This is a genomic window from Nonomuraea sp. NPDC003727 (assembly GCF_053586935.1).
The window spans coordinates 124,911-146,286 of record NZ_JBSFNE010000014.1 but is presented as its reverse complement, the minus strand read 5'-3'; the positions used below and the strand labels follow the sequence as shown (position 1 = coordinate 146,286).

The window sequence follows — 21,376 nt, the reverse complement described above, 5'->3', positions numbered from 1 at the left end:
TCGCCGCGTCCGCCAGGGTGAACCGCATGCAGATCCGCCGCCTCGACGAATCCGACCTCGACGCCTGCGCCGCCCTCGCCGTGAGCCGCGACTGGGGCCCCGAGCGGCACAAGTGGCGCTTCCTGCTGGAGGTCGGCGAGGCCTACGGCATCGACGCCCCCGACGGCGACGGCCTGGCCGCCACCAACATCGTCACCCTGTACGGCGACGACCACGCCGTGATCAGCATGGTCCTCACCGCCACCAGGTACGCCAGGCAGGGTCTGGCCCGCGGGCTCATGGACCACGTGATGCGGCGGGCGAGCGGCAGGACGGTCTCGCTGCACGCGACCGAGAACGGCCGCCCCCTCTACGAGCAGGCCGGTTTCCGCACGGTCACCCCCGTCGTCACCCACCGGGGCCGCTTCACCGGCCAGGCGTCTGGTACCACCCGCGAGGTGAAGGACCCCGCCGACCTGGAGGCTGTCGTCGCCTTCGACGCCGGGCGCTTCGGGGCCGACCGCTCGGCGGTACTGCGCGCGATGCCGGTCTTCCACGAACGGGTCAGGGTGGCCGAGCGCGACGGGCAGCTGACCGGGTTCGGCGGCGTGTGGCGCAACGACGACACGCTCGTGGTCGGTCCGGTCGTGGCCGACGACCCCGCCACCGCACGCGAGCTCATCGCCGACCTGGTGGCGGGCGCCGAGCTGCCGGTACGTCTCGATCTCGACGTGCGCCACCCGGAGCTGGTGGCATGGGCGGAGGCCAACGGCGTGGGCCACTTCTTCACCACCACCGCGATGGTCCACGGGGGCGATCTGCCGGGCGACTTCACGCGCCTGTTCACGCCGACGATGCAGGCGCTGGGTTGACCCGAAAACCAGAACATGGTTCGGTTCTGGGATGGCATCGAGCTCTTCGCACATCGACGTCAGCCTGATCGACTTCGACGCGCTCGGCACGTGGATGGACGCCGAGGGGCTGCCGGGCGGGCGCCTGGAGAACGTCCGGCCGGTCCAGGGCGGCACCCAGAACGTCATGGTGCGCTTCGAGCGCGGCGGCGTGCCGTACGTGCTGCGCAGGCCGCCGCAGCACGCGCGGGCGAAGAGCAACGAGGCGCTGCGCCGTGAGGCGCGGGTGCTGGCGGCGCTGCGCGGCACGGACGTGCCCGCGCCGCGACTGGTGGCCGCGCAGACGGCGCGCGAGCCGGTCTTCTACCTGATGGAGCCGGTCGACGGCGTCAACCCGACACTCGGCCTGCCCGAGCCCCACGCCTCCGATCCGGTGATCAGGCAGCGGATGGGGCTGGAGGCGGCGGTCGCGCTCGCCTCGCTCGGCAGGGTCTCCCCCGACGTGCTGCCCGGCTTCGGCCGGCCGGAGGGGTTCCTCGAACGGCAGGTGCCGCGCTGGATGGGCGAGCTCGACTCGTACGGCAGGCTGGACGGCTACCCCGGCCCGCGGATCCCCCGGCTGCGCGAGACGGCCGAGTGGCTGGAGCGCAACAGACCCGCGACGTTCACCCCGGGGATCATGCACGGCGACTACCACCTGGCCAACCTGATGTACTCCCGCGAGGGGCCGTGGGTGGCCGCGATCGTCGACTGGGAGATGTGCACGATCGGCGACCCCCTGCTCGACCTCGGCTGGCTGGTGGCCACCCTGCCGTCGGCGCGCGAGCAGGTGCCCGGACTGCCCGCGCCCGAGGAGCTGATCGCCTGCTACGCCGAGTTGTCCGAGCGGGATCTGTCGGCGGTCGACTGGTACGTGGTCATGGCCTGCTTCAAGCTCGGCATCGTCCTGGAGGGCACGCACGCGCGCGCCTGCGCGGGCAGGGCACCCAAGGACATCGGCGACCTCCTGCATCAGACGGCGCTCGACCTGTTCGCCGGCGCGCAGAGCTGGATGTCGCGGTAGGCGTCCCGGCCGGCCCGCGGATAGGAGACCCACTGACCACCACTTAAGACCAAATACGGCGATTTTTCGGTCTAAACAGACATCCACCCCCTACAATTGCGCGCAATTGTCGAGCAGTTCGGGGAAGGATCATCATGCGCATGCGGTTCCTCGGATCCACGTCGGAGGGCGGCGCCTGCCCCACCCTCTACGAGACCGACCGCGGCACCATCGTCGTCCAGGGCCTGCAGGTCACCGATCCGGAGGCGCTGGCCGACCTCAGGGACGTCCTCGACGGCGAAGGGGCGGTGGAAGTGCCACGCGAGCTGCTGGTCGACATCGCCCGCCGCGTGCTCTGACCGCTTGATCACGATTGCGAAACTGCCCCTGGTTCGACAGCCGAGCCCGGGGCTACTCTCTGTCGGCGTGACGACGTTCCAGCAGGCGCGCATCGACCTCGGGCTGCGATTGCGGCAATTACGCGAGACGGCCAAGCTGTCCGGCAAGGACCTGGCAGCCCGGCTGCAGTGGCAGGCCTCCAAGGTCTCGCGACTGGAGAACGCCCGCCAGACGGCCACCGAGGAGGACGTCCTGGCCTGGGCGGATGCCGTCGGCGCGCCGGCCGACGGCATCGACGAACTGCTCGCGCTGGCCGTCTCCCTCGGCGTGCGCCAGGCCGACTGGGGCCAGCAGGACCGCGGCGGCATGGCCTCCATCCAGGAGGACATCCGCGAGATGGAGTCGAAGGCCACGGCGATGCGGGTCTTCGAGGGCGGCATCGTCCTGGGCCTGCTGCAGACCGCCGAGTACGCCCGCAACGTGCTGCTCCGCCTCAAGCACGCCTTCCAGACCAGCGAGGCGGTCGACGTCTCCGTCCGCGTGCGCATGCAGCGGCAGGAGATCCTCTACGATCCCTCGCGCACGTTCCGCTTCGTCATGACGGAGGGGGCGCTGCGCACCAGGATGGCCCCCGACCACGTGATGCGCGGCCAGTACGACCGGTTGCTCGCGGTCAGCACGCTGCCCAACGTACGGCTCGGCATCATCCCCTTCGAGCACGAGATGCCGTCGGCGCCGATCACCGGCTTCTGGATGTTCGACGACGAGATCGTGCTGGTGCCGACGCGCACCAAGGAGGTGCGGCTCACCGAGCTCCATGAGATCGGCTTCTACGGCCGCCTGTTCGAGGACTACTGCAAGGTGGCGGAGTTCGACGAGGCGGGCCGCGCGCTGATCATGCGCATCCTTAACGGATAAGTCAAACAATCCGCACATTTGTCGCGACAATTGCTTGCATTTCAGACCAAGATCGTGCAACTCTAGCGCCAGTTGATGCGGAGGTGATGCACGATGCTGGACACCATGCTGTGCCTCGAGGTATTCGCCAGGGCGGCCGGCACCCACGCCGACCTGCGCGTGCAGAGCCTCGCACTGGCCAGCGACCCGGCATTCGTCTCCGTGGTCAACCGCTTCTCGCTCACCCTGGCCGAGACCGTCACCTGCTCGCCCGAGGGCGCCTTCGTCACCTCCTGGGGCTACCGGCTCGGCACGGTCGACGACGTCGACAGCGCCGCGGCCCGCCTGGCCTACCTGCTGGCCGCCCTTCCCGCCTGACCCTCGGGCGGACGGCGCCTCGATCCGCCCGCCCTCGGCCACCGGCGAACGCCGGTCAGCTCACCCCGCGCGTGTCGCCGGGGTGGGAGCACAGCTGGCCGATGTACCACGCGCCGACCGCGTCCTTGTCGAGCTTGGTCCGGCCGGGACCCACGCAGCGCTCGTAGTCGCCGCGGAAGAGCCGGTCGACGCGGATCCACACGTTGGTGTCGGTCGCGCAGTGCTCGTAGGCCGGGTCGTCGGTGAGCGTCCTCGGTATGTAGCCGCACTGGGCGGCGGTCACCGTACCCGCCCAGACGGGGGTGAGGGGGGTGACGGCGAACGCCGCCGCGGCCGCGAGGGTGATGAGCGTCCTGAACGCCATGTCCTGCCTTCCGCCAGAGGATCATTGACTTACACACCGTAACGAGATGACTACAGCTTGTAAACGGGGTTTCCTCTGCTGCCTCGCCGCGGTTCATGCCGGTCACGCACGGCCGCTGTCCGCCCGGCCGCACCTCCTCACCACCGCCTACCTGGCGGAATGCGGCTCGGAGCAGGTCATGTCCTTGGCCGGGAACACCCCGTCGGCCAGATAGCGGTTGACCGTCTCGTCCACGCACGCGTTCCTGGGCGCGAAGAGCCCGCCGTACACCGTGTGGCGGAAGGCGCCGCGCACCGTGACCAGCCGGGAGCCGCTCAGCGCCCGATGGGTGACAAGCTGTCCCGTGTACGGGGCACCGGGATCGCCGGTGGCGCCGACCATCAGAACGGGCACGTCATTGGCGACCCTGACCGGCGGTTCGGCGGGCGCGGCAGGCCAGAACGAGCACGGCGTCAGGTTGCGGGTGAGCGCCCCGAAGACCGGCTCGTCACGGCGATGGGCCTGGATGTCGCGGTAGTACGTCTCAGGATCACGCGAGGCCGCCCGGTCGGCGCACATGATCGCGGTCTGCGCGCTCGCCGAACCGTCGGCGTCCGGCGCCGCCAGGCCGGCCAGCACCTGCTCCAGCACGGGTGTCGCAGTGACCTGGCGACCGCGCGCGGCCTGGCTCAGGACGCGGACGTCGGCGGCGAAGGCGCCGTAGGAGGCGTCGTCGTCCCCCGCGGTGACGGCGAACAGGATCAGCGGCAGCACCCGGGCGTCGGCCTGGTGCCGGCCGATCCGCAGTGGGGCGCGGTCGGCGGCCGTGACGATCTCGTCCACCGTGGCCAGGACGGCGGCCGTGGTGGCGCCCAGGTGATAGCGCCGGTCGTGGCGGGCCGCCCACGCCGCCCAGGCGCGCAGGGCCGCGTTGACGGCGGGCCCCTGCGTCCGGCTCAGGTCGGGCCCGAACAGGTCGGTGTCCACGGCGCTGTCGAGCACGAAGCGGTCCGCGCGCCTGGGGAACAGTTGCAGGTACACCGCGCCGAGGTAGGTGCCGTACGAGGAGCCGAGGTAGGAGATGCGCTCCTCGCCCAGCGCGGCCCTGATCGCGTCCATGTCCCTGGCCGTGTTGCGGGTGGAGGCGTACGGCAGCAGGTCCGCGTGGACGGCACAGCGCCCCGCCATCTGCCTGGCCAGCGCCGCTGCGTGCTCGAAGCCACGCCGGTCCGGACCGGCCGAGCCGACGGCCACGGTGCTCCAGCCGCAGTTCAGCGGGCTGCTACGGCCGACGAAGCGCGGATCCATCCCGATCAGGTCGTAGCGCGCCGCGACAGCGGGCGCCACCTGCCTGACCCGCTGCACCAGGGAGAGCGCGGGCACGCCCGGCCCGCCGGGGTTGTACAGCAGCGTGCCGCGCCTGCGCGCGGGATCGGTGGCCTTGAAGCGGGACATGGCGATCGTGATGGTCCGGCCGCCGGGACGGCGGTGGTCGAGCGGGACAGCGAGTTCGCCGCACTGGGCGCCCGCCTCGTCGAGCTGTTTGCCGGCCTCGTCGTCCTGGCCGTTCTGGCAGCGGTGCCAGGCGATCTGCCGGACGTCCGCGTGAGCGGGCGGCGCCGCCGTCAGCGTCATCCCGGCCAGCAGGATCACCAGGCCCATGTGTCTTGTGCGCATGCCACGACGCTAGATGCGGCGGCGATCACCGCACATCAGCCCGCGGTGGGGTCGTCCCGGCTCCCGAGCACCGGTGCTGACCTGGGAAAGTACGACTGCGGTATGACGCGGGCCGCTCCCCGCGGCCGCTAGGGTGCGACCATGAATCGGCCACTGCTGTTCGACGTGGCGGTGGCGGGCGCCGTCTTCCTCGCCGGAGCGGGTTTCAACGCCGCCGTCTACCGGGACCCGGCCGGGCCGCTGCTCCTGCACGTGGCGCTGGCGCTGCCGCTCGTATGGCGGAGGCGGGCACCGGTGAGCGTGTTCTGCGCCGTCTGCGCGGCGGCCTTCGCCCAGTGGCTGGCCGGTGTCCAGCTGGTGACGGACGTGGCGCTGCTGGTCGCCGTGTACACCGTGGCCGCGCGCTCCACCTGGCGGCACACCCTGGCCGCATGGCTGGTGCTGGAGGCCGGCGTCGTGCTGGCCTCGGTACGGTGGGCCGCGCCGTACGGCAGCTTCCTGCCCTCGGCGGTCTTCCTGACGGCCGTCGCCGCCGCCGTCACCATCGCCGGCGTGAACGCGCGGATCCGGGCAGAGCGCGCGGCGCGGCTGGCCCGCGAGCGCGTGGCCGACGAGCGCGCCCGCATCGCGCGTGAGATCCACGACGTCGTCACCCACAACCTGTCGGTCATGGTCGCGCTGGCCGACGCCGCCGCGTACGCGCAGGAAGGCGCGCCCGCCACGGCAGCGGCCGCCGTACGCCAGATCGCGGAGACCGGACGGCAGGCGCTGACCGACATGCGGCGCACGCTCGGCATCCTGCGCGCCGCCGAGGCCGGCCACGGAGGCGCGACGGGCCACGGAGGCGGGACCGGCGACGGAGGCGAGGCCGGCCACGGAGGCGAGGAGGCGCCGCCCGCTGACCCGATGCCGGGCATCGCCCAGCTCGACCACCTGGCCGGGCAGATGCGCGCCGCCGGGCTGCCTACCCGGCTCGACCTGCGCGGCGACCCGGCTCGCGTCTCCCCTGGGGCCCAGCTGACCGTTTTCCGGCTGGTCCAGGAGGCGCTGACCAACACGCTCAAACACGCGCCGCCGGGCACGCGCGCCGAGGTGGTGGTGGACTGCTCGCCCACCTCCGTCACGGTGGAGGTCACCGACGACGGCCACACCGGCGGCCCCGCTCATGGCCGTGCCCCCAGCCGTGTCCCCAGCCGTGCTTCCAGCCCTGCTTCCGGCCCTGCTTCCGGCCGTACTTCCAGCCCTGCTTCCGGCACTGCTTCGGGCACTGCTTCCGGCCGTGCTCCCGTACGGGCGGCCGGCCACGGGATCATCGGCATGCGCGAGCGGGCCTGCGCCTACGGCGGGACGGTGGCGGCAGGGCCGCTGCCCGGCCGTGGCTGGCAGGTCCGCGCCACCCTCGACCTCGGCACGGCGGCGCCGTGACGATCCGCGTCCTGCTCGCCGACGACGAGCCGCTGCTGCGCATGGCCTTCACCATGGTCCTGGGCACGCAGGACGACATGGAGGTGGTCGGCGAGGCCGCCGACGGCGCCGAGGCCGTACGGCTGGCACGACGGCTGCGGCCCGACGTCGTGCTGATGGACGTGCGCATGCCGGGCTGCGACGGCATCGAGGCCACCCGCCGGATCGCCGCCGACCGCCTGCCCGCCCGCGTCCTCATCCTGACCACCTTCGACCTCGACGAGTACGCCTTCGCCGGGCTGCGGGCCGGGGCGTCCGGATTCCTGCTCAAGAACGCCAGGCCGGAACAGTTGCTCGCTGCCATCCGCGAGGTCGCCGCCGGTGAGGCCGTGGTGTCGCCGCGCGTGACCCGCCGCCTGCTGGAGACGTTCGCCCACCGGCTGCCCACCGGTGCCGAAGCGACCCGGCAGGAACGGCTGCGGCTGCTGACCAGGCGCGAACGCGAGGTGCTCGCCGAAGTGGCGCGCGGCCTGTCCAACACCGAGATCGCCAGGGAGCTCCACGTCGCGGAGGCGACCGTGAAGACCCATCTGGGCCGGATCCTGCAGAAGCTCGAGCTGCGCGACAGGGTGCAGGCCGTCGTCTTCGCCTACCGGAGCGGTCTCAGCTGAGCCGCTCCGGTGGCGGCGGAGCGGTGGGGACGGGGCCAGGACGCCGGTCGGCCGCTGTGACCTGGCGGTATGAACGTTCATAAATTGACTCTTGCCATGACATACCCAATGTGACATTTTACATATCACACCGTGAAGTTGGCCCGAACAGCACCCCTACGGACCAACCCCCAATCCCCCCAGGAGCGGTGATGCGGATCGCCACCCCATTAGTCCTCGCTGCCTTGATCACGTTGACGGCGCAGAGCATGCCGGCCACCGCGATCGCGGCGACTCACACCCCCACCCCGGCCCGCGCCGTCGCGACGGCGGGCCGAACGGACCCCCCGCCCGTACGTGACTTCGGCGGCGAACCTGACCATCGGCAGGCCAAGCCGCTGCCGGTCGACGAGCGGCCCCCGCTGCCCGCGTCCGGCGACGAGGCCCGCCGCGACTACGACGCCCCCCACACGCTGAAGACCGACAAACGGCCGTCGCTGCGCAGGAAAGCCGCCGCCGAGTGCGTGATCTCGGAGTTCACCGGCAAGACCGGCGATGCGCTGGTGGCGGCGATCAAAGCGGCGGACACCAGGTGCGTCAACACCCTGTTCACCCTGACCGGCGGCGACGCGCGCGGCGCCTTCGCCGAGTCCCAGATGGTCACGGTCGCCAACGCCTACCGCGCCAACGCCACCGGCTACCCCGGTGACAACAGCACGTCGACCGCGCAGCTCGTGCTCTACCTCCGTGCGGGCTACTTCGTGCAGTGGTACCACCCCGACGACGTCGGCCCCTACGGCGACGCGCTCAAGAACGCGATCAGACCCGCGCTCGAGGCGTTCTTCGCCAACAGCCACTCGGGCGACGTCACCGAAGCCAACGGTGAGACGCTCAGCGAGTCGATCGTCCTGATCGACAGCGCCCAGCAGAACGCCGCCTTCCTGCCGGTCGTGAAGCGCTTCCTCAAGGCCTACGACAGCTCCTACAACGAGCTGTGGTGGATGCGCAACGCGGTCAACTCGGTCTTCACCGTGCTGTTCCGCGGCCACCAGGTGCCGGAGTTCGTCACGGCCGTGCAGGCCGACACCAGCGTGCTGGACGCCCTGCACGACTTCGCCGCCGAGCACCTGGATCTGCTCGGCACGGAGTCCGCGTTCCTCACCGCGAACGCGGGCCGGGAACTCGGCCGCTTCCTCCAGCACGCCACGCTGCTGGACACGGCCAAGCCGAAGGTGATCTCGCTGCTCGGGCAGACCTCGATCTCGGGGCCGACCGCGCGGCTGTGGGTGGGCCTGGCCGAGATGGCCGACGCCTACGACAAGGCCCACTGCGGCGACTACGGAGTCTGTGACCTGCAGAAGCGGGTGAAGGAAGCAGTGCTGCCGGTCGCCCACACCTGCGGCTCGTCGTTGCGCGTCCTGGGTCAGGAGATCACCCCCGAACAGCTCGCCGGAGCCTGCACCAGCCTCCAGAGCCAGGACGCCTTCTTCCACAACCTCGTCAAGGACTCCGGGCCGGTCGCGGACGACAACAACACCAGCCTCGAGGTGGTCGTCTTCAACTCCTCCACCGACTACCAGACCTACGCCGGCGTGATCTACGGCATCGACACCAACAACGGCGGCATGTACCTCGAGGGCGACCCGGCCGCGGCAGGCAACCAGCCCAGGTTCATCGCCTACGAGGCCGAGTGGGCGCGTCCCGACTTCGAGATCTGGAACCTCAACCACGAGTACACCCACTACCTCGACGGCCGGTTCGACATGTTCGGCGACTTCGGCGAAGGCATGAAGACGCCGACGGTCTGGTGGGTCGAGGGGGTGGCGGAGTACGTCTCGTACTCCTACCGCGAGCTCGACAACGCCAACGCCGCCGCCGAGGCGGGCAAGCGCACCTACCGGCTGAGCACGCTGTTCGACACGGCGTACGGCGACGGCCAGACCCGCGTCTACCCGTGGGGCTACCTCGCGGTGCGCTACATGTTCGAGAAGAACCCGGCCGAGGTGACGACCTTGCTGGGGCACTACCGCAAGGGCGAGTGGGACACCGCCCGCACGTTCCTGAAGTCCCTGGACCACGACGCCGGTTTCGACGCCTGGCTCACCGAGTGCGCCGCGGGCGCCTGCGGCGGCGAGCAGGATCCGTCCACGCCCTGTAGCGCCCCCGACACCAGAGCCATGGGCCGTGACTGCACCCGCACCGACATCACGGCGGTCAAGGGCGACTACGCCTACTTCTACATCAGGATCCCCGAAGGGGTGACACAGCTCAAGATCACCGCGAGTGGCGGCAGCGGCAACGCCGACCTCTATTTCAACAAGAGCGCATGGGCCACGACGCAAGCCCACCAGAGCCGGTCCACGAACCCTGACAACAGCGAGACCCTGACGGTGACCGACCTCGCGCCGGGCACCGACAACTTCATCAGCCTGCACGGCGTGTCCGACTTCAGCGGCGTACGCCTCACGACCGAGTACTGACCTGTCCGCCAAGCGCCTCCCCGCGACGGGGAGGCGCTTGTGCGTGTCCCCCCGGGAGCTCCGCCGCCTCGCCTCCGTTTGATCGCGGTCAGTCCACCGCGTCGATGCGGGCCCGTCGGGAGGGACCCGGGTGGCCGGGCTCCTCGTCCGGCCCTTCCGGTCCGCTCTCGTGCCGGCACACCTCGAGCACGCAGGCGCGCAGCCACCGGTGCGCCGGGTCCGCGTCGAGCCGGACGTGCCACAGCAGCGACACCGTCACCTCGGGAGCCTGGAAGGGCAGCTCGAAGGAGTACATCCCGCGCCGCATGTTCGCGGTGTGACGCGCCGGGACCGTGGCGACCAGGTCCGAGGCCTTCGCCAGTGCCAGGGCGGCGCTGAAGCCGTCCACGACCGTCACGACCTGCCGGTGGCGGCCTGTCGGGCGAAGCGCCTCGTCCACGAGCCCCTCGGTCAGGCCACGCCGCGAGACGTGCACGTGCCGGGCGGAGGCGTACCGGGCCGTCGTGACCTTCCCGGTGCGCAGCGGGTGCTCGCTCCGCACCACCCCGATGAACCGGTCGGTGAACAGGGGCGTGGTCAGCACGTCCGGGGGCGGATCGTGTTCGACGACGCCCGTCTCCAGGTCGGCACCGCCGTCCCGCAAGGGACCGGTGTCCTTGCCGGTCTTCCGCACGAACCGCAGCCGCACGCCAGGAGCCTCGGTGCCGACCTTGGCCACCAACGCGGGTCCGAACCGCTCCACGAACCCGTCGCTGCTGCGCAACACGAAAGTCCGCTCCAGCGTCGCCAGTTCGAGCGTCCTGGCCGGCCGCAGCACCTCTTCGGCGTCCTGCACCAGCCCGCGCACCCGGTCACGCAGTTCCAGGGCGCGCGGCGTGGGCACCAGCCCGCGCCCGGCCCGCACGAGCAGCGGGTCACCGGTGGCTCTTCGCAACCGCGCGAGCGCGCGGCTCATGGCGGAAGGACTGAGCGCCAGCCGTTCTCCCGCTCGCGTCACGCTCCCCTCCTCGAGCAGGACGTCGAGGGTGACCAGGAGGTTCAGATCGGGCCGTGCCATGCGCACACGATCTCACAGGCCGCCCCATATATGGCGTTGCATGCACATATGACTTTCCATCTGTGCGCCTTCCGCCAGGCCCGATGTGGGGCCTACCGTCCATGACGACCCCCTCCCACTCCAGGAAGAGGCTTTGTCTTGAGACGATCGACACCCGCGGGCACCGAACCGCGGCGGACATCGCCGGCGCGCCGGCCACCACTGGGCTGGACGCTGGCCGCGCTGTCGCTGTCCATGCTCCTGCCCTCGCTGAGCACCAGCGTCGCCAACGTCGGCCTGCCGGCCATGGCCGCGGCTTTCGAGGCCGCCTTCAACGAGGTCCAGTGGGTCGTGATCGCCTATCTGCTGGCCGTCACGACCCTGATCGTGGGCGCCGGCCGGCTCGGCGACATCGCCGGCCGGCGCCGTCTCCTGCTCGGCGGCATCGCCGTGTTCACGCTCGCGACGCTGCTGTGCGGTCTGGCCCCGAACCTTCCCCTCCTGGTCGCCGCCCGGGCGCTCCAAGGAGCCGGCGCCGCGTGCATGATGGCGCTGACGATGGCCTTCGTCGGCGAGAGCGTGCCCAAGGAGCGCACCGGCAGCGTCATGGGGCTGCTGGGGACGATGTCGGCGGTCGGCACCGCGCTGGGGCCCTCCCTGGGTGGCGTCCTCATCGCGGTGTCCGGCTGGCGGGCGATCTTCCTCATCGGCGTGCCGCTGGGCCTTCTCGCGTTCGCGCTGACGCTGCGACTGCCGTCCGCACCTGCGACGAGCGCCGCGCGCGGGCGGTTCGACACCGCGGGTACGGCGTTGCTGGCCCTCGCCCTGGGCGCCTACGCGCTGGCCATGACGATCGAAGCCACGGCGTTCGGCCCGCCGGCCATCGGCTTGCTCGTCGTCTCCGGGGCGGCCCTCGGCCTGTTCGTCATCATCGAGCGCAGGGTCGCCTCCCCGCTGCTGACCCTCTCGATGTTCCGCGATCCCGTCCTGGCCGCCGGCCTGACGACCAGCGCGCTGGTCTCGACCGTCATGATGACCACCCTCGTGGTCGGCCCCTTCCACCTGTCCCGGGCGCTCGGGCTGGACCCGGCCTCCGTGGGACTGGCGATGTCGGCCGGTCCGGCGGTCGCCGCCCTCGCCGGCGTCCCGGCGGGCCGCGCCACCGATCGCTTCGGGCCCGAGGCCATGGTGATCGTCGGGCTCGGCGGCGTCATCGGCGGCACGGCGGCGCTCTCCTTGATGCCAGTGGCCGCCGGTGTCCTCGGATACGTCCTGCCGCTGGTCACCGTCACCGCCGGCTACGCGCTGTTCCAGGCGGCCAACAACACCGCGGTCATGAAGGACGTCTCCCCGCACCAGCGGGGCCTGGTGTCGGGCATGGTGAACCTGTCCCGGAACCTGGGCCTCATCACCGGCGCGTCGGTCATGGGCGCGATCTTCGCCTTCGCCTCAGGGACGAGCGAGGTCACGACGGCGGCGTCGGCGAAGGTGGCCCGCGGGACTCACTGGACCTTCGCCGTCGCGGCCCTCCTCGTGGCCCTTGGCCTGGCCGTGGTCCTCGCGCTCCGGGCGCGTTCCCGGCGCTCGCCCGGCCGTTGGAGGACAGGCCCGTCATCCGGGCGTACGGGCAGCAGCGACCTCGCCGAACCTCCTTCTCCGCATCGCCGGTCACAGAAGACGTGACACGTAGGAAATTTCCTACCTATAGTGGGCGCATGCACATCACGAAGAGGGCCCGGACCGGGTTCACCCTCGCGACCGCGTCGCCGATCCCCGCGCCGCTCCCTCCGGCCGCCGACCTGCCGTGATCGCCGAACGGACGACCGAGGACCAGGTCTTCGCGGCCCTGTCCAGCCCCGTGCGCCGCGAGGTGCTGCGGCTGCTCAGGGAGGAGGGCCCGCGACCGGTGCAGGCGCTGGCCGGGCGCTTCGAGATGTCCCGGCCGAGCTTCTCCGAACACCTGCGAGTGCTGCGCGAGGCGGGACTGGTCACCGAGCGGAAAGCAGGGCGGCAACGGCTGTACCAGCTGGAGCCGGTTCCGCTGCTCGACGTGCAGGAGTGGCTCACGCCCTTCGAGAGGTTCTGGCGCGAGAAGCTGACCGGGCTGCGCGACCTGCTCGACCGGCTCGAGGACGAAGAGCCATGAGCGACGACGATCTCACCGCCCTCCACCTCGACCAGTTCCTGCCACATCCCCCTGCCAAGGTGTGGCGGGCGCTGACCGAGCCGGACCTGCTGGCCCGGTGGCTGATGCCCGGCGACTTCCGGCTCGAGGTCGGCCACCGTTACGTCATGCGGGCCGTACCCATGCCGTCCACCGGGTTCTCGGGCACGGTCCTGGCCGAGGTGCTGGCCTTCGAGCCCGAGCGGATGCTCCGCCTGCGCTGGCGGGACGCCGATCCGGCCGACGACACCGACTGGACGATCACCTGGACGCTGGAACCGGAGGGCACGGGCACCCGGCTCTTCCTGCGCCACGACGGCTTCGACCCGGACAACCCGCTCCAGCAGCGGGCCCGCAGGATCATGGGCGGCGGCTGGCGTTCGGCGGTCATCCGCGGCCTGGAAGACCTCCTCGACTCACTCTGAGCCGGGGCGCGCTCCTCTCCCGGACGCCGCACGGCCCGCACCCGGACGCCGTACGGCGCGACCGCGCCCTCCGCCGGATCTCCCACGAACACCGATGAAGCCCTCTGCCGGATCTCCCACGAACACCGGTGAAGCCCTCTGCCGGATCTTTCACGAACACCGATGAACGGAGCAGTCATGTCCGATGTCGCCGACCGCGTCGACCGCGTCGCGGCGGGTTTCCTGGCCCGCATCGAGGCGACCCCGGCCGACCGATGGGACCTGGCGAGTCCCTGCGCGGGATGGACCGCCCGCGACGTCGTGGCCCACGTCGTCAACGGGCATCGCGGCATCGTCGCGGCCGTGCGCGGCGTTCCGCCCCGGCCCTCTCACGGGGTGCGGATCTCAGGCATGGGTGAGGCGCCGCCGGTCGAGCCGCACGCCGATCTCGCCGCCGCGTACGCCGAGGCCAGGGCCGGTCTGCGGGCCGTACTGACCGACCCTGAGCTGGCCGCCACGCCGCTGCCGTTCAGCCCGATCGGCCCCGTCCCCGTGGAGCGGGCGGCCGACGTGGTGGGCGCGCTCGAACTGCTGGTGCACACCTGGGACCTGGCCCGTGCCGTCGGCGGGGACGAGCGGCTGGACCTCGAGGCCGTCGTCAGGACCCATGAGGCGCTGCGCCCGCACTATGCCGCGCTCCAGGCGACCGACGCCTTCCGCGAGGAGATCGAGCCACCGGCCGGCGCCGACCCGCAGACGGCCTTCCTCTGCTTCACCGGCCGCCGCCCCTGACCGCGCTCCCCTGCTGTCCCGCTCCGGATTCTCCCCGGCTGTCGCGCTCCGGATTCCCGCGCCTTCGCCGTCGGTCCTGCTACGGACGGACGGCATGGCGCCGGGACCGGCCGGCGGGACCCTCGACCGGCTCTGCCGGAAATGTGATGGTGGAGCTCATCAGTGGGGCGCTCCGGACGCGCCGAGCCTGCGGGCAGCGTGGGGTTCGGCGGTACGGGTCCTGACCAGACGTGGAGGAGATGGAGATGTTGTCCGAGACGGTGTTCCGGAGTGACGATGTGCCCGCGGCGGATCGGTTCGATCACTGGCACGACCTCGTCAACCGGACGCACGCACCCCTGGACATGCAGAGCGATCACCGGAAGGACTTCTGGGCCGCTCAGCGTCTGCTGGATCTCGGCGCCGTCTCCGTCTGGCTGACGGCCTTCAAGCCGATGCGCTTTCGCCGGACCCCGCGGCTGATCCGCCAGTCCGACCCCGAGGGTGTGCACTTGTCGCTGCCCACGAAAGGCCCTCTCAGGACCACTCGCGGCCATCACGAGATCGAATACGGCCCATACGATTTATGCATTTTCGACACCTCGCGGCCCGCCGAGTTCCAGGCCGGTGACGTCCCCGGCCGGCACGCGGGAATAGGGGTGGAGATCCCCAAGGCGTTACTGCACCTCCCAGGGAAATCGCTCGACACCCTGGTCGTGCGCAAGCTGTCGATGAGGGAGGGTTTCGGCGCGCTGCTGACCCATTTCCTCGGACAGCTGGCGAGAGGAACCGACGCGTACCGGCCGTCCGACGGGCCTCGGCTGGGGACGGTCGCGGTCGATCTGGTGTCCGCGTTGTTCGCCCAAGCCCTGGACGCCGACGACGCCCTCCCGCCGGAGACGCGCCAGCGGTCTCTGCTGCTGCGCATTCACGCCTTCATCGAGCACAACCTCGCCGATCGGGCCCTGACGCCCGCCGCCATCGCGGCCCAGCACCACATATCGGTCCGCTACCTGCAACTTCTCTTCCAGCAGCAGGGCGAGACCGTCATGGGCCGGATCCGCCGGCGACGCCTCGAACGGTGTCGCGCGGACCTCGGCGACGCCTCGTTGCGCGCCCTGCCCATCAGCGCCATCGCCCGGCGCGGAGGTTTCGCCACTCCCGCCGACTTCAGCCGCGCGTTCCGTTCCGCGTACGGCGTGCCCCCTTCGGAATACCGTCATGCGGCACACGCCGGCGACCTGGGTGCGACAACGCGTACCGGCGGTCCGGAGTAGCAGGGACGGCCTCTCGCGGGGTGAGATCAAGCCGCGCCGACGGTGTCGCCCTTCGTGCCCGCACGTGCGCTCATCGCCAAGGAATCTTGCACGCTGCGGTAAAGACTTCCGCAACCGCTTGTCAGGATACTGAGCGGGTCGATCGCCATGGGCGGACCCGGCACCGCACGTTTCCTGAACGCCTCACCCAAGGGGAGAGAAATGAAGCGGACACTCAAACGATGGAGCGCCCTCGGCTCCGCGGCCGTGTTGCTGGCCGGCGTCATGGTCGCGGGTGGGACCACGTCGGCGCAGGCGGACACCCGGTGCGAGTGGAGGTGGATCCGGATCAACGACAGCCCCGGCGGAGATCCCATGACCGATGCCCGTGGTCACTCCCACAACACGGGCAACCACTACGTCCGCGGCTACTGGCGGGACACCAACTCCGGGATGTACATATGGGACTGGTGGGCGGACAACGACGGCGGGTCGGACGGTGACACGCCGGACACCTACTTCAGCTCCCGCTGGTGCAGCAACGCCCCCTGGTGATCGAACCTGAACGAGCGGCGCCACCGCTCGCGAAGGCCCCGTCGCCCGGGAGCCCGCCGCTCACGAGGAGCGGGCGAACGCGTCGGGCGAGATGCCGACCTCGCGGGCGGCGGCCATGTGCGCGTGCTCCAGCAGCCGGGGCCGCGACAGGACGTTCGGGTGGAGCGTGTAGCGGATGATCAGCCCGTCGAGCATCGCGTCGATGCGTTCGGCCGCGCCCGCCGGGTCCTCACAGCTGAACTCGCCCGTGTCGGCCCCTTCGGAGATCACCTGCTCCAGGGCGCGCAGCCACGTCGTCTCCAGCTCCAGCACGATCTTGCGGACGGCCGGCTCCCTGAGCGCGGTGTTCCAGGCGTCGATCCACAGCAGCCAGCTCTGGTCGGAGCGCGACTGCGGGATGTAGAAGCGCAGCACCCTGTCGAGGCGTTCGACGGCGCTGCCCTCACCGGTGACAAGCTGGTCGAGCCGGGCGCTCTCGATGTCGAGCGTGGCCCGCAGCATGGCGGTGATCAGCTCGTCCTTGGTGGCGAAGTGGTAGTGGATGAGCCCGCCGCTGACGTTGACCGCCTTGGCGATGTCGGCGACCCTCGTGTTGGCCAGGCCGCGTTCGAGAACGACCTTGCGCGTGGCCTCCAGCAGCTCGGCCCTGCGCTGGTCAGCCTGGTCCGCCCTGCTGCCTCGGGCACCGTCCGCACGTCGCACCGGCCAAGACTAGCCGATGCCGCGGCGCGGGCGGCGCCCGAGGTCGCCGGGGCAGCGCGGGCCCACCCGGAGGTCACGCGGCGCCCGAGGTCGCCGGCTTGCCGGTCCTCAGGATGAGCGACGACGCCTGCCCCGCGCTGTCGACCGCGACCAGCCAGGTGGCGCCGTCCTGGTGCGCCTCCAGGTAGGCGGTCAGCTCATCGCCGGCCTCCCAGCCCGGACCACCGCCGCCTGCGGGCATCCGGCCGCCGCCCGCCCGTCCCGCCGGCCCGTCCTGCCCCTGCGTCGCCCCCCTCCCCCGCTTGTCCCGGCGCCTCTCGTCCCGGCAACCCGTGACCCGGCGCCCCTTGTCCCGGCGTCCCGTGACCCGGCGTCCCCTCCTGTCCGGGCGCGCCTTCCCCGCCCGGAAATCCGTCCGCGCCCGAAGGCCCGTCCCCACCGGGGGACCCGACTCCGCCCTGCGGCACGTCGGCGCCGCCCAGACGGCCGGCGTCACCGGACGGCCCCGCCGTCGGGTTGGTCCCGTTGACCGGCGCGCCCAGCGGTGTCACCGCGTACGCGCCCTGCCGCGCCCCTTCTCCTCCACCCGTACGGCCCGCACCCCCGGGTAGCGCGCGGCCAGCTCCTGGGCGATGCGCCAGGTGCCGTCGGAGCTGGCGTTGTCGGCGATCGTGATGCGGAAGCCGTAGGGGAAGGACGTGGTGAGGTGCTCGTGCAGCCGGGCGACGCAATCCGGCAACGCCCGCTGCTCGTTGTGGACCGGGACGACCACCTCGACCAGGCGCGTCCTGAGTGCAGTGTTCATGGGTCCACGGTTGCGACAGCGTCTTGAACGTGACTGAGGCCGCTCTTAAGGGTGAGTGAGAACCGGCGATCCTGGCAGGTCGACACGCGCGATCACGCCGCCGCCGGGGGCGTTGTCGAGCCGTACCTGTCCTCCCGCCTCCTGGACGGCCTGCGCCACGATGGCCAGCCCGAGCCCCGAGCCGGGCAGGCCGCGCGCCGACGGGGAGCGCCAGAAGCGTTCGAAGACATGCGGCAGCTCCTCGGCGGGGATGCCGGGGCCGTGGTCGCGGACCGTCAGCTCGCCGCCGTGCAGCTCCACCTCGACCTTGCCGCCCGGGCTGAATTTGGCGGCGTTGTCGAGCAGGTTCATGACGGCGCGTTCGAGCGAGGAGGGGTGGCCCACGACGTACCAGGGGTCGAGGTCGGTGGTGACGTCCGCGCCGCGCAGCCTGGCACGGGCGGCGGCGGCCCCGACGACGTCGTGGAAGGCGTGCTCGACGTGCGGCTCGTGGTCGGACTGGCCCCTGGCCAGCTGCAGCAGGTCGCCGACCAGCGTGGTCAGCTCCTCGAACTGCGCCTTGAGGTTGACCAGCAGGCGCTGCTTGGCCTTGGGGTCGATGGCCCTGCCGGTGTGCTCGCTGCGCAGCAGCAGGTCGATGTTGGTGCGCAGGCTGGTGAGCGGGGTGCGCAGCTCGTGGCCGGCGTCGGCGACCAGTTGCTGCTGGCGCTCGCGGGAGCCGGCCAGGGCGCCGGTCATGGCGTTGAAGGACCGGCTGAGCCTGGCGATCTCGTCGGTGCCGTTGACCGGGATGGTGGTGTTGAGGTCCTCGGTCCTGGCGATGTGCTCGACGGCCTCGGTGAGGCGGCCGACGGGGCGCAGGGCCGTACGGGAGACGAGCAGGCCGGCGCAGGCCGCCCCGAGCACGCCGATGGCGGCGACGCTGGCCAGCAGGAACGTCAGCGTGCGCAGTGTGCCCAGGAGCTCGCCGAGCGGCCGGCTGTCCATGATCGCCATTCCTGGCACGGGGCTCTCGACGAAGACGCGGACCGGCTTGCCCTGCTCGGTGGTGCCGTTGAAGATGTCCGAGCCGCCCTGGGCCGCGATCCGCCGCACCGTGGGGGTGACGGTCAGGCCGGGGCCGACGTAGCAGTTGGGCCGCCCGTCGGCGTAGACGACCATGGTCGACTGGGGCGGCCGGCCGTAGTGCCCGGTGCTCTGGGCCGTCGGCTGGCAGTGCTTGAGCAGCCACTCGACGTCGTACCGCTTGGCCTCGGGCGGCTTCATGCGCTGCTCGTCGAAGGTGCGGTCCATCTGCACGTACAGCTCGTGCTTGACGATGAGGTAGCAGCCGACCGCCGAGACCGCGACCGCGACCGCCACCGCCAGCGTCACCAGCAGTGTCAGTCGCGAGCGCAGGCTGCGCCGTCTCACGCGGCGGCCCGCAGCACGTAGCCCACCCCGCGGACGGTGTGGATCAGCCGGGGCTCGCCCTCGGCCTCCAGCTTGCGGCGCAGGTACATCACGTAGACGTCCAGCGAGTTCGAGGTCGGCTCGAAGTCGAAGCCCCACACCTCGGTGAGGATCTGCTCCCTGGTCAGCACCTGGCGCGGGTGCGCGAGCAGCAGCTCGAGCAGCAGGTACTCGGTCCTGGTCAGGTCGAGACGGCGGCCGCCCCTGGTGACCTCGCGCGTGGCCGGGTCCATGCGCAGGTCGCCGAAGGCCAGCGCGGCGCCGCCCGCGCCGCGCCCGCCGAGCGAGCCGCGCCGCAGCAGCGCCCGCACCCTGGCCAGGAGTTCGTCCAGCTCGAAGGGCTTGACCAGGTAGTCGTCGGCGCCCGCGTCGAGTCCCGAGACGCGGTCGCCGACGGCGTCCCTGGCGGTGAGCATGAGCACGGGCACGTGGTTGCCGACCGCGCGCAGCCTGCGGCAGGCGGTCAGCCCGTCGACGCGCGGCATCATCACGTCGAGCAGCACCGCGTCGTAGCTCTGCCGGCCCAGCTCGTCGAGGGCGGCCTGGCCGTCGGCGACGGCGGCGACCAGGTACCCCTCGAACTCCAGGCTCGACTGCAGCGCCTCCCGCAGGGCGGGCTCGTCGTCCACCACCAGCAACCGCGCGCCATCACTCATGGTGACCCACGGTAGACCCGCTTCATGAGAACGTCATGAAGGTCCCCGCAGCAGTGCCATCGCGGCGTTGTGCCCGGGGATGCCGCTGACGCCGCCGCCGCGCCGGGCGCCCGCGCCGCACAGCAGGATGCGCGGGTGCTCGGTCTCGACGCCCCAGGTGCCGGCCTCGCCGTACGGCCAGGCGAGGTCGCGGTGGAAGATGTGGCCGCCGGGCAGCCCGGCCTCGACCTCCAGGTCGTGCGGGGTCTTGGCCTCGATGCACGGCTCGCCGTCCGGACCGGTGAGCAGGCAGTCCTCCAGCGGCTCGGCGAGGACCGAGTCGATCGAGCGCAGGGTCGCGGCGACCGCCTCGTCCTTGTGGCGGGGGAAGAGCCTGGCGGGCATGTGCAGGCCGAACAAGGTCATCGTCTGCGCGCGCAGCCCCGGGCCGAGGATGGAGGGATCGGTGAGGGAGTGGCAGTAGACCTCGGCGGGCGGCAGGTCGGGCACCTCGCCGCGGGCGGCCTGCGCGTAGGCGCGCGCGAGCTGGTCGCGGCTCTCGTTGATGTGGAAGGTGCCGCTGAAGGCCTCGCGCGGGTCCACGTCCGGGTCCTTCAGCCGGGGCAGCCTGCTCAACACCATGTTGATCTTGAGCTGGGCGCCCTCGGGCGCCGCCGGGGAGCCTCCCATCAGCCGGTCGAGGACGGCGGGCGGCAGGTTGGCCAGCACCCGTTCGCCGGTGACGGTGTGCTCGCCCCCGGCGTCGCGGAAGGTGACCTCGCCCGAGGGGTCGATCCCCACGATCTCCGCGCCCGTCGTGATGGTGGCGCCGGCCTTCCTCGCCGCCTCCTCCAGCGCGCCGGTGACCGCGCCCATCCCGCCGACGGGCACGTTCCACTCGCCCGTGCCGTCGCCGATGACGTGGTAGAGGAAGCACCTGTTGGCCAGCAGGTTCTCGGCGGGGTCGGCGAACGTGCCGATGAGCGCGTCGGTCAGCACCACCCCGCGCACGGTGTCGTCGGCGAAGCGCTCGTCGACGACCTGCCCGATCGGCCGCTCGAACAGGTCGCGCCAGGCCACCTCGTCGCCGACCACCTCGCGCAGCCGGTCGGCGGGGCGCAGCGGTTCGAGCAGGGTGGGGGCCAGCCGCTCGGCGACCCGGGCCGTCATGGCGTAGAACTCCCGCCATGCCCGGTAGTCGGACTCCCCGCCGGTGACGCGCCGGAACGACGCGGCCGTGCGTTCGTCGTCGGCGTTGTCGACGAGAAGGCCGCCGTCTCCGACGGGCGTGTAGGAGGCGAAGCGACGCCGGCGCAGGTCGAGGCGGAGCCCCAGGTCGTTGACGATCTTCGTGGGGAGAAGGCTGACCAGGTAGGAGTAGCGCGACAGGCGGGCGTCCACGCCGGGGAAGGCCCTGGTGGAGATGGCCAGGCCGCCCACGTGGTCCTGGCGTTCGAGGACGAGCACGCTGCGGCCCGCGGCGGCCAGGTAGGCCGCGGCGACCAGACCGTTGTGGCCGGCGCCGGCGATCACGACGTCATATGGCATACGACCTA

Annotated in this window: 23 protein-coding genes; 14 read left to right on the top strand and 9 right to left on the bottom strand. The window is 71.6% G+C overall.

The genetic code is table 11. From position 1 onward, the window contains the following. Positions 1-26: 26 nt before the first annotated feature. The 5 genes from ACWDLG_RS32445 (at position 27) to ACWDLG_RS32425 (ending at position 3,486) form a co-directional block, all read left to right on the top strand. Positions 27-851: a GNAT family N-acetyltransferase gene (locus tag ACWDLG_RS32445; RefSeq protein WP_449927418.1), complete on the top strand. Its 825-nt coding sequence runs from the start codon at positions 27-29 to the stop codon at positions 849-851. Between the two features lie 31 nt (positions 852-882). Then, complete coding sequence (locus ACWDLG_RS32440) at positions 883-1,893, top strand: phosphotransferase family protein (RefSeq protein ID WP_449927415.1); 1,011 nt, start codon at positions 883-885, stop codon at positions 1,891-1,893. Between the two features lie 134 nt (positions 1,894-2,027). Beyond that, the gene (locus tag ACWDLG_RS32435; protein ID WP_354907299.1) at positions 2,028-2,231 is read left to right on the top strand and encodes a hypothetical protein; all 204 of its coding nucleotides are present in this window, start codon (positions 2,028-2,030) and stop codon (positions 2,229-2,231) included. A gap of 67 nt (positions 2,232-2,298) precedes the next feature. Continuing rightward, positions 2,299-3,129, top strand: coding sequence for a helix-turn-helix domain-containing protein (locus ACWDLG_RS32430; RefSeq protein WP_449927412.1), 831 nt, complete (start codon positions 2,299-2,301; stop codon positions 3,127-3,129). A gap of 93 nt (positions 3,130-3,222) precedes the next feature. Further along, positions 3,223-3,486, top strand: a complete 264-nt coding sequence (locus tag ACWDLG_RS32425; RefSeq protein WP_354907301.1) for a hypothetical protein — start codon at positions 3,223-3,225, stop codon at positions 3,484-3,486. 55 nt (positions 3,487-3,541) lie between these two features. Here the strand turns inward: ACWDLG_RS32425 and ACWDLG_RS32420 are convergent, their stop codons facing one another. Together ACWDLG_RS32420 and ACWDLG_RS32415 are read right to left on the bottom strand one after the other, a co-directional pair. After that, positions 3,542-3,850: a DUF6355 family natural product biosynthesis protein gene (locus ACWDLG_RS32420; RefSeq protein WP_449927408.1), complete on the bottom strand. Its 309-nt coding sequence runs from the start codon at positions 3,848-3,850 to the stop codon at positions 3,542-3,544. Between the two features lie 147 nt (positions 3,851-3,997). Continuing rightward, on the bottom strand, positions 3,998-5,506 hold the full coding sequence (locus ACWDLG_RS32415) for an alpha/beta hydrolase (protein ID WP_449927404.1): 1,509 nt from the start codon (positions 5,504-5,506) through the stop codon (positions 3,998-4,000). A 141-nt stretch (positions 5,507-5,647) separates the two neighbouring features. Here ACWDLG_RS32415 and ACWDLG_RS32410 point away from each other — a divergent pair, with 141 nt between their 5' ends. The 3 genes from ACWDLG_RS32410 (at position 5,648) to ACWDLG_RS32400 (ending at position 10,040) form a co-directional block, all read left to right on the top strand. After that, on the top strand, positions 5,648-6,931 hold the full coding sequence (locus ACWDLG_RS32410) for a sensor histidine kinase (protein ID WP_449927402.1): 1,284 nt from the start codon (positions 5,648-5,650) through the stop codon (positions 6,929-6,931). Next, positions 6,928-7,581: a response regulator gene (locus ACWDLG_RS32405; RefSeq protein ID WP_449927399.1), complete on the top strand. Its 654-nt coding sequence runs from the start codon at positions 6,928-6,930 to the stop codon at positions 7,579-7,581. Before ACWDLG_RS32410 ends, ACWDLG_RS32405 begins: the two co-directional genes overlap by 4 nt. Before the next feature lie 191 nt (positions 7,582-7,772). Further along, positions 7,773-10,040 carry a M9 family metallopeptidase gene (locus ACWDLG_RS32400; RefSeq protein ID WP_449927396.1) on the top strand — a complete coding sequence of 756 codons (2,268 nt, stop codon included), beginning with the start codon at positions 7,773-7,775 and terminating at the stop codon, positions 10,038-10,040. 88 nt (positions 10,041-10,128) lie between these two features. Here the strand turns inward: ACWDLG_RS32400 and ACWDLG_RS32395 are convergent, their stop codons facing one another. Then, entirely contained in the window at positions 10,129-11,097 is a 969-nt protein-coding gene (locus ACWDLG_RS32395) for a LysR family transcriptional regulator (protein ID WP_449927393.1), read from the bottom strand. 138 nt (positions 11,098-11,235) lie between these two features. On the opposite strand from ACWDLG_RS32395, the gene ACWDLG_RS32390 reads away from it, so the two are divergent. From ACWDLG_RS32390 to ACWDLG_RS32365, 6 genes are all read left to right on the top strand, one after another. Beyond that, positions 11,236-12,759, top strand: a complete 1,524-nt coding sequence (locus tag ACWDLG_RS32390) for an MFS transporter (RefSeq protein ID WP_449927390.1) — start codon at positions 11,236-11,238, stop codon at positions 12,757-12,759. 121 nt (positions 12,760-12,880) lie between these two features. Beyond that, entirely contained in the window at positions 12,881-13,222 is a 342-nt protein-coding gene (locus ACWDLG_RS32385) for an ArsR/SmtB family transcription factor (protein ID WP_449927387.1), read from the top strand. After that, positions 13,219-13,665: an SRPBCC family protein gene (locus ACWDLG_RS32380; protein WP_449927384.1), complete on the top strand. Its 447-nt coding sequence runs from the start codon at positions 13,219-13,221 to the stop codon at positions 13,663-13,665. Before ACWDLG_RS32385 ends, ACWDLG_RS32380 begins: the two co-directional genes overlap by 4 nt. A 177-nt stretch (positions 13,666-13,842) precedes the next feature. Continuing rightward, a complete protein-coding gene (locus ACWDLG_RS32375; protein WP_449927381.1) occupies positions 13,843-14,436 on the top strand; it encodes a TIGR03086 family metal-binding protein in 594 nt (197 codons plus the stop codon). Positions 14,437-14,681: 245 nt separating this feature from the next. Next, a complete protein-coding gene (locus tag ACWDLG_RS32370) occupies positions 14,682-15,692 on the top strand; it encodes an AraC-like ligand-binding domain-containing protein (protein WP_449927378.1) in 1,011 nt (336 codons plus the stop codon). A 201-nt stretch (positions 15,693-15,893) separates the two neighbouring features. Next, positions 15,894-16,226, top strand: coding sequence for a hypothetical protein (locus ACWDLG_RS32365; protein WP_449927375.1), 333 nt, complete (start codon positions 15,894-15,896; stop codon positions 16,224-16,226). 60 nt (positions 16,227-16,286) lie between these two features. On the opposite strand, the gene ACWDLG_RS32360 is transcribed toward ACWDLG_RS32365, so the two are convergent. The 6 genes from ACWDLG_RS32360 to ACWDLG_RS32335 form a co-directional block, all read right to left on the bottom strand. After that, positions 16,287-16,928, bottom strand: coding sequence for a TetR/AcrR family transcriptional regulator (locus ACWDLG_RS32360; RefSeq protein WP_354907316.1), 642 nt, complete (start codon positions 16,926-16,928; stop codon positions 16,287-16,289). Between the two features lie 73 nt (positions 16,929-17,001). Beyond that, positions 17,002-17,169 carry a hypothetical protein gene (locus ACWDLG_RS32355; protein ID WP_449927372.1) on the bottom strand — a complete coding sequence of 56 codons (168 nt, stop codon included), beginning with the start codon at positions 17,167-17,169 and terminating at the stop codon, positions 17,002-17,004. A 306-nt stretch (positions 17,170-17,475) separates the two neighbouring features. Further along, positions 17,476-17,733, bottom strand: coding sequence for a glycosyltransferase (locus ACWDLG_RS32350; RefSeq protein WP_449927369.1), 258 nt, complete (start codon positions 17,731-17,733; stop codon positions 17,476-17,478). A gap of 45 nt (positions 17,734-17,778) precedes the next feature. Then, positions 17,779-19,146: a HAMP domain-containing sensor histidine kinase gene (locus ACWDLG_RS32345; protein ID WP_449927366.1), complete on the bottom strand. Its 1,368-nt coding sequence runs from the start codon at positions 19,144-19,146 to the stop codon at positions 17,779-17,781. Next, complete coding sequence (locus ACWDLG_RS32340) at positions 19,143-19,841, bottom strand: response regulator transcription factor (RefSeq protein WP_449927363.1); 699 nt, start codon at positions 19,839-19,841, stop codon at positions 19,143-19,145. The genes ACWDLG_RS32345 and ACWDLG_RS32340 overlap by 4 nt, the downstream gene beginning before the upstream one ends. Positions 19,842-19,874: 33 nt before the next feature. After that, positions 19,875-21,368 (bottom strand): phytoene desaturase family protein, encoded by a 1,494-nt coding sequence (locus ACWDLG_RS32335; RefSeq protein WP_449927360.1) that lies wholly within the window; start codon positions 21,366-21,368, stop codon positions 19,875-19,877. Positions 21,369-21,376: the final 8 nt, after the last annotated feature.

Excerpts from the sequence above, each read along its gene's own strand:
- ACWDLG_RS32445 (WP_449927418.1), top strand. The coding sequence starts at position 27 with ATGCAGATCCGCCGCCTCGACGAATCCGACCTCGACGCCTGCGCCGCC.
- ACWDLG_RS32440 (WP_449927415.1), top strand. The coding sequence starts at position 883 with ATGGCATCGAGCTCTTCGCACATCGACGTCAGCCTGATCGACTTCGAC.
- ACWDLG_RS32435 (WP_354907299.1), top strand. The coding sequence starts at position 2,028 with ATGCGCATGCGGTTCCTCGGATCCACGTCGGAGGGCGGCGCCTGCCCC.
- ACWDLG_RS32425 (WP_354907301.1), top strand. The coding sequence starts at position 3,223 with ATGCTGGACACCATGCTGTGCCTCGAGGTATTCGCCAGGGCGGCCGGC.
- ACWDLG_RS32420 (WP_449927408.1), bottom strand. The coding sequence starts at position 3,850 with ATGGCGTTCAGGACGCTCATCACCCTCGCGGCCGCGGCGGCGTTCGCC.
- ACWDLG_RS32415 (WP_449927404.1), bottom strand. The coding sequence starts at position 5,506 with ATGCGCACAAGACACATGGGCCTGGTGATCCTGCTGGCCGGGATGACG.
- ACWDLG_RS32410 (WP_449927402.1), top strand. The coding sequence starts at position 5,648 with ATGAATCGGCCACTGCTGTTCGACGTGGCGGTGGCGGGCGCCGTCTTC.
- ACWDLG_RS32400 (WP_449927396.1), top strand. The coding sequence starts at position 7,773 with ATGCGGATCGCCACCCCATTAGTCCTCGCTGCCTTGATCACGTTGACG.
- ACWDLG_RS32395 (WP_449927393.1), bottom strand. The coding sequence starts at position 11,097 with ATGGCACGGCCCGATCTGAACCTCCTGGTCACCCTCGACGTCCTGCTC.
- ACWDLG_RS32380 (WP_449927384.1), top strand. The coding sequence starts at position 13,219 with ATGAGCGACGACGATCTCACCGCCCTCCACCTCGACCAGTTCCTGCCA.
- ACWDLG_RS32375 (WP_449927381.1), top strand. The coding sequence starts at position 13,843 with ATGTCCGATGTCGCCGACCGCGTCGACCGCGTCGCGGCGGGTTTCCTG.
- ACWDLG_RS32370 (WP_449927378.1), top strand. The coding sequence starts at position 14,682 with ATGTTGTCCGAGACGGTGTTCCGGAGTGACGATGTGCCCGCGGCGGAT.
- ACWDLG_RS32365 (WP_449927375.1), top strand. The coding sequence starts at position 15,894 with ATGAAGCGGACACTCAAACGATGGAGCGCCCTCGGCTCCGCGGCCGTG.
- ACWDLG_RS32355 (WP_449927372.1), bottom strand. The coding sequence starts at position 17,169 with ATGCCCGCAGGCGGCGGTGGTCCGGGCTGGGAGGCCGGCGATGAGCTG.
- ACWDLG_RS32350 (WP_449927369.1), bottom strand. The coding sequence starts at position 17,733 with ATGAACACTGCACTCAGGACGCGCCTGGTCGAGGTGGTCGTCCCGGTC.
- ACWDLG_RS32340 (WP_449927363.1), bottom strand. The coding sequence starts at position 19,841 with ATGAGTGATGGCGCGCGGTTGCTGGTGGTGGACGACGAGCCCGCCCTG.
- ACWDLG_RS32335 (WP_449927360.1), bottom strand. The coding sequence starts at position 21,368 with ATGCCATATGACGTCGTGATCGCCGGCGCCGGCCACAACGGTCTGGTC.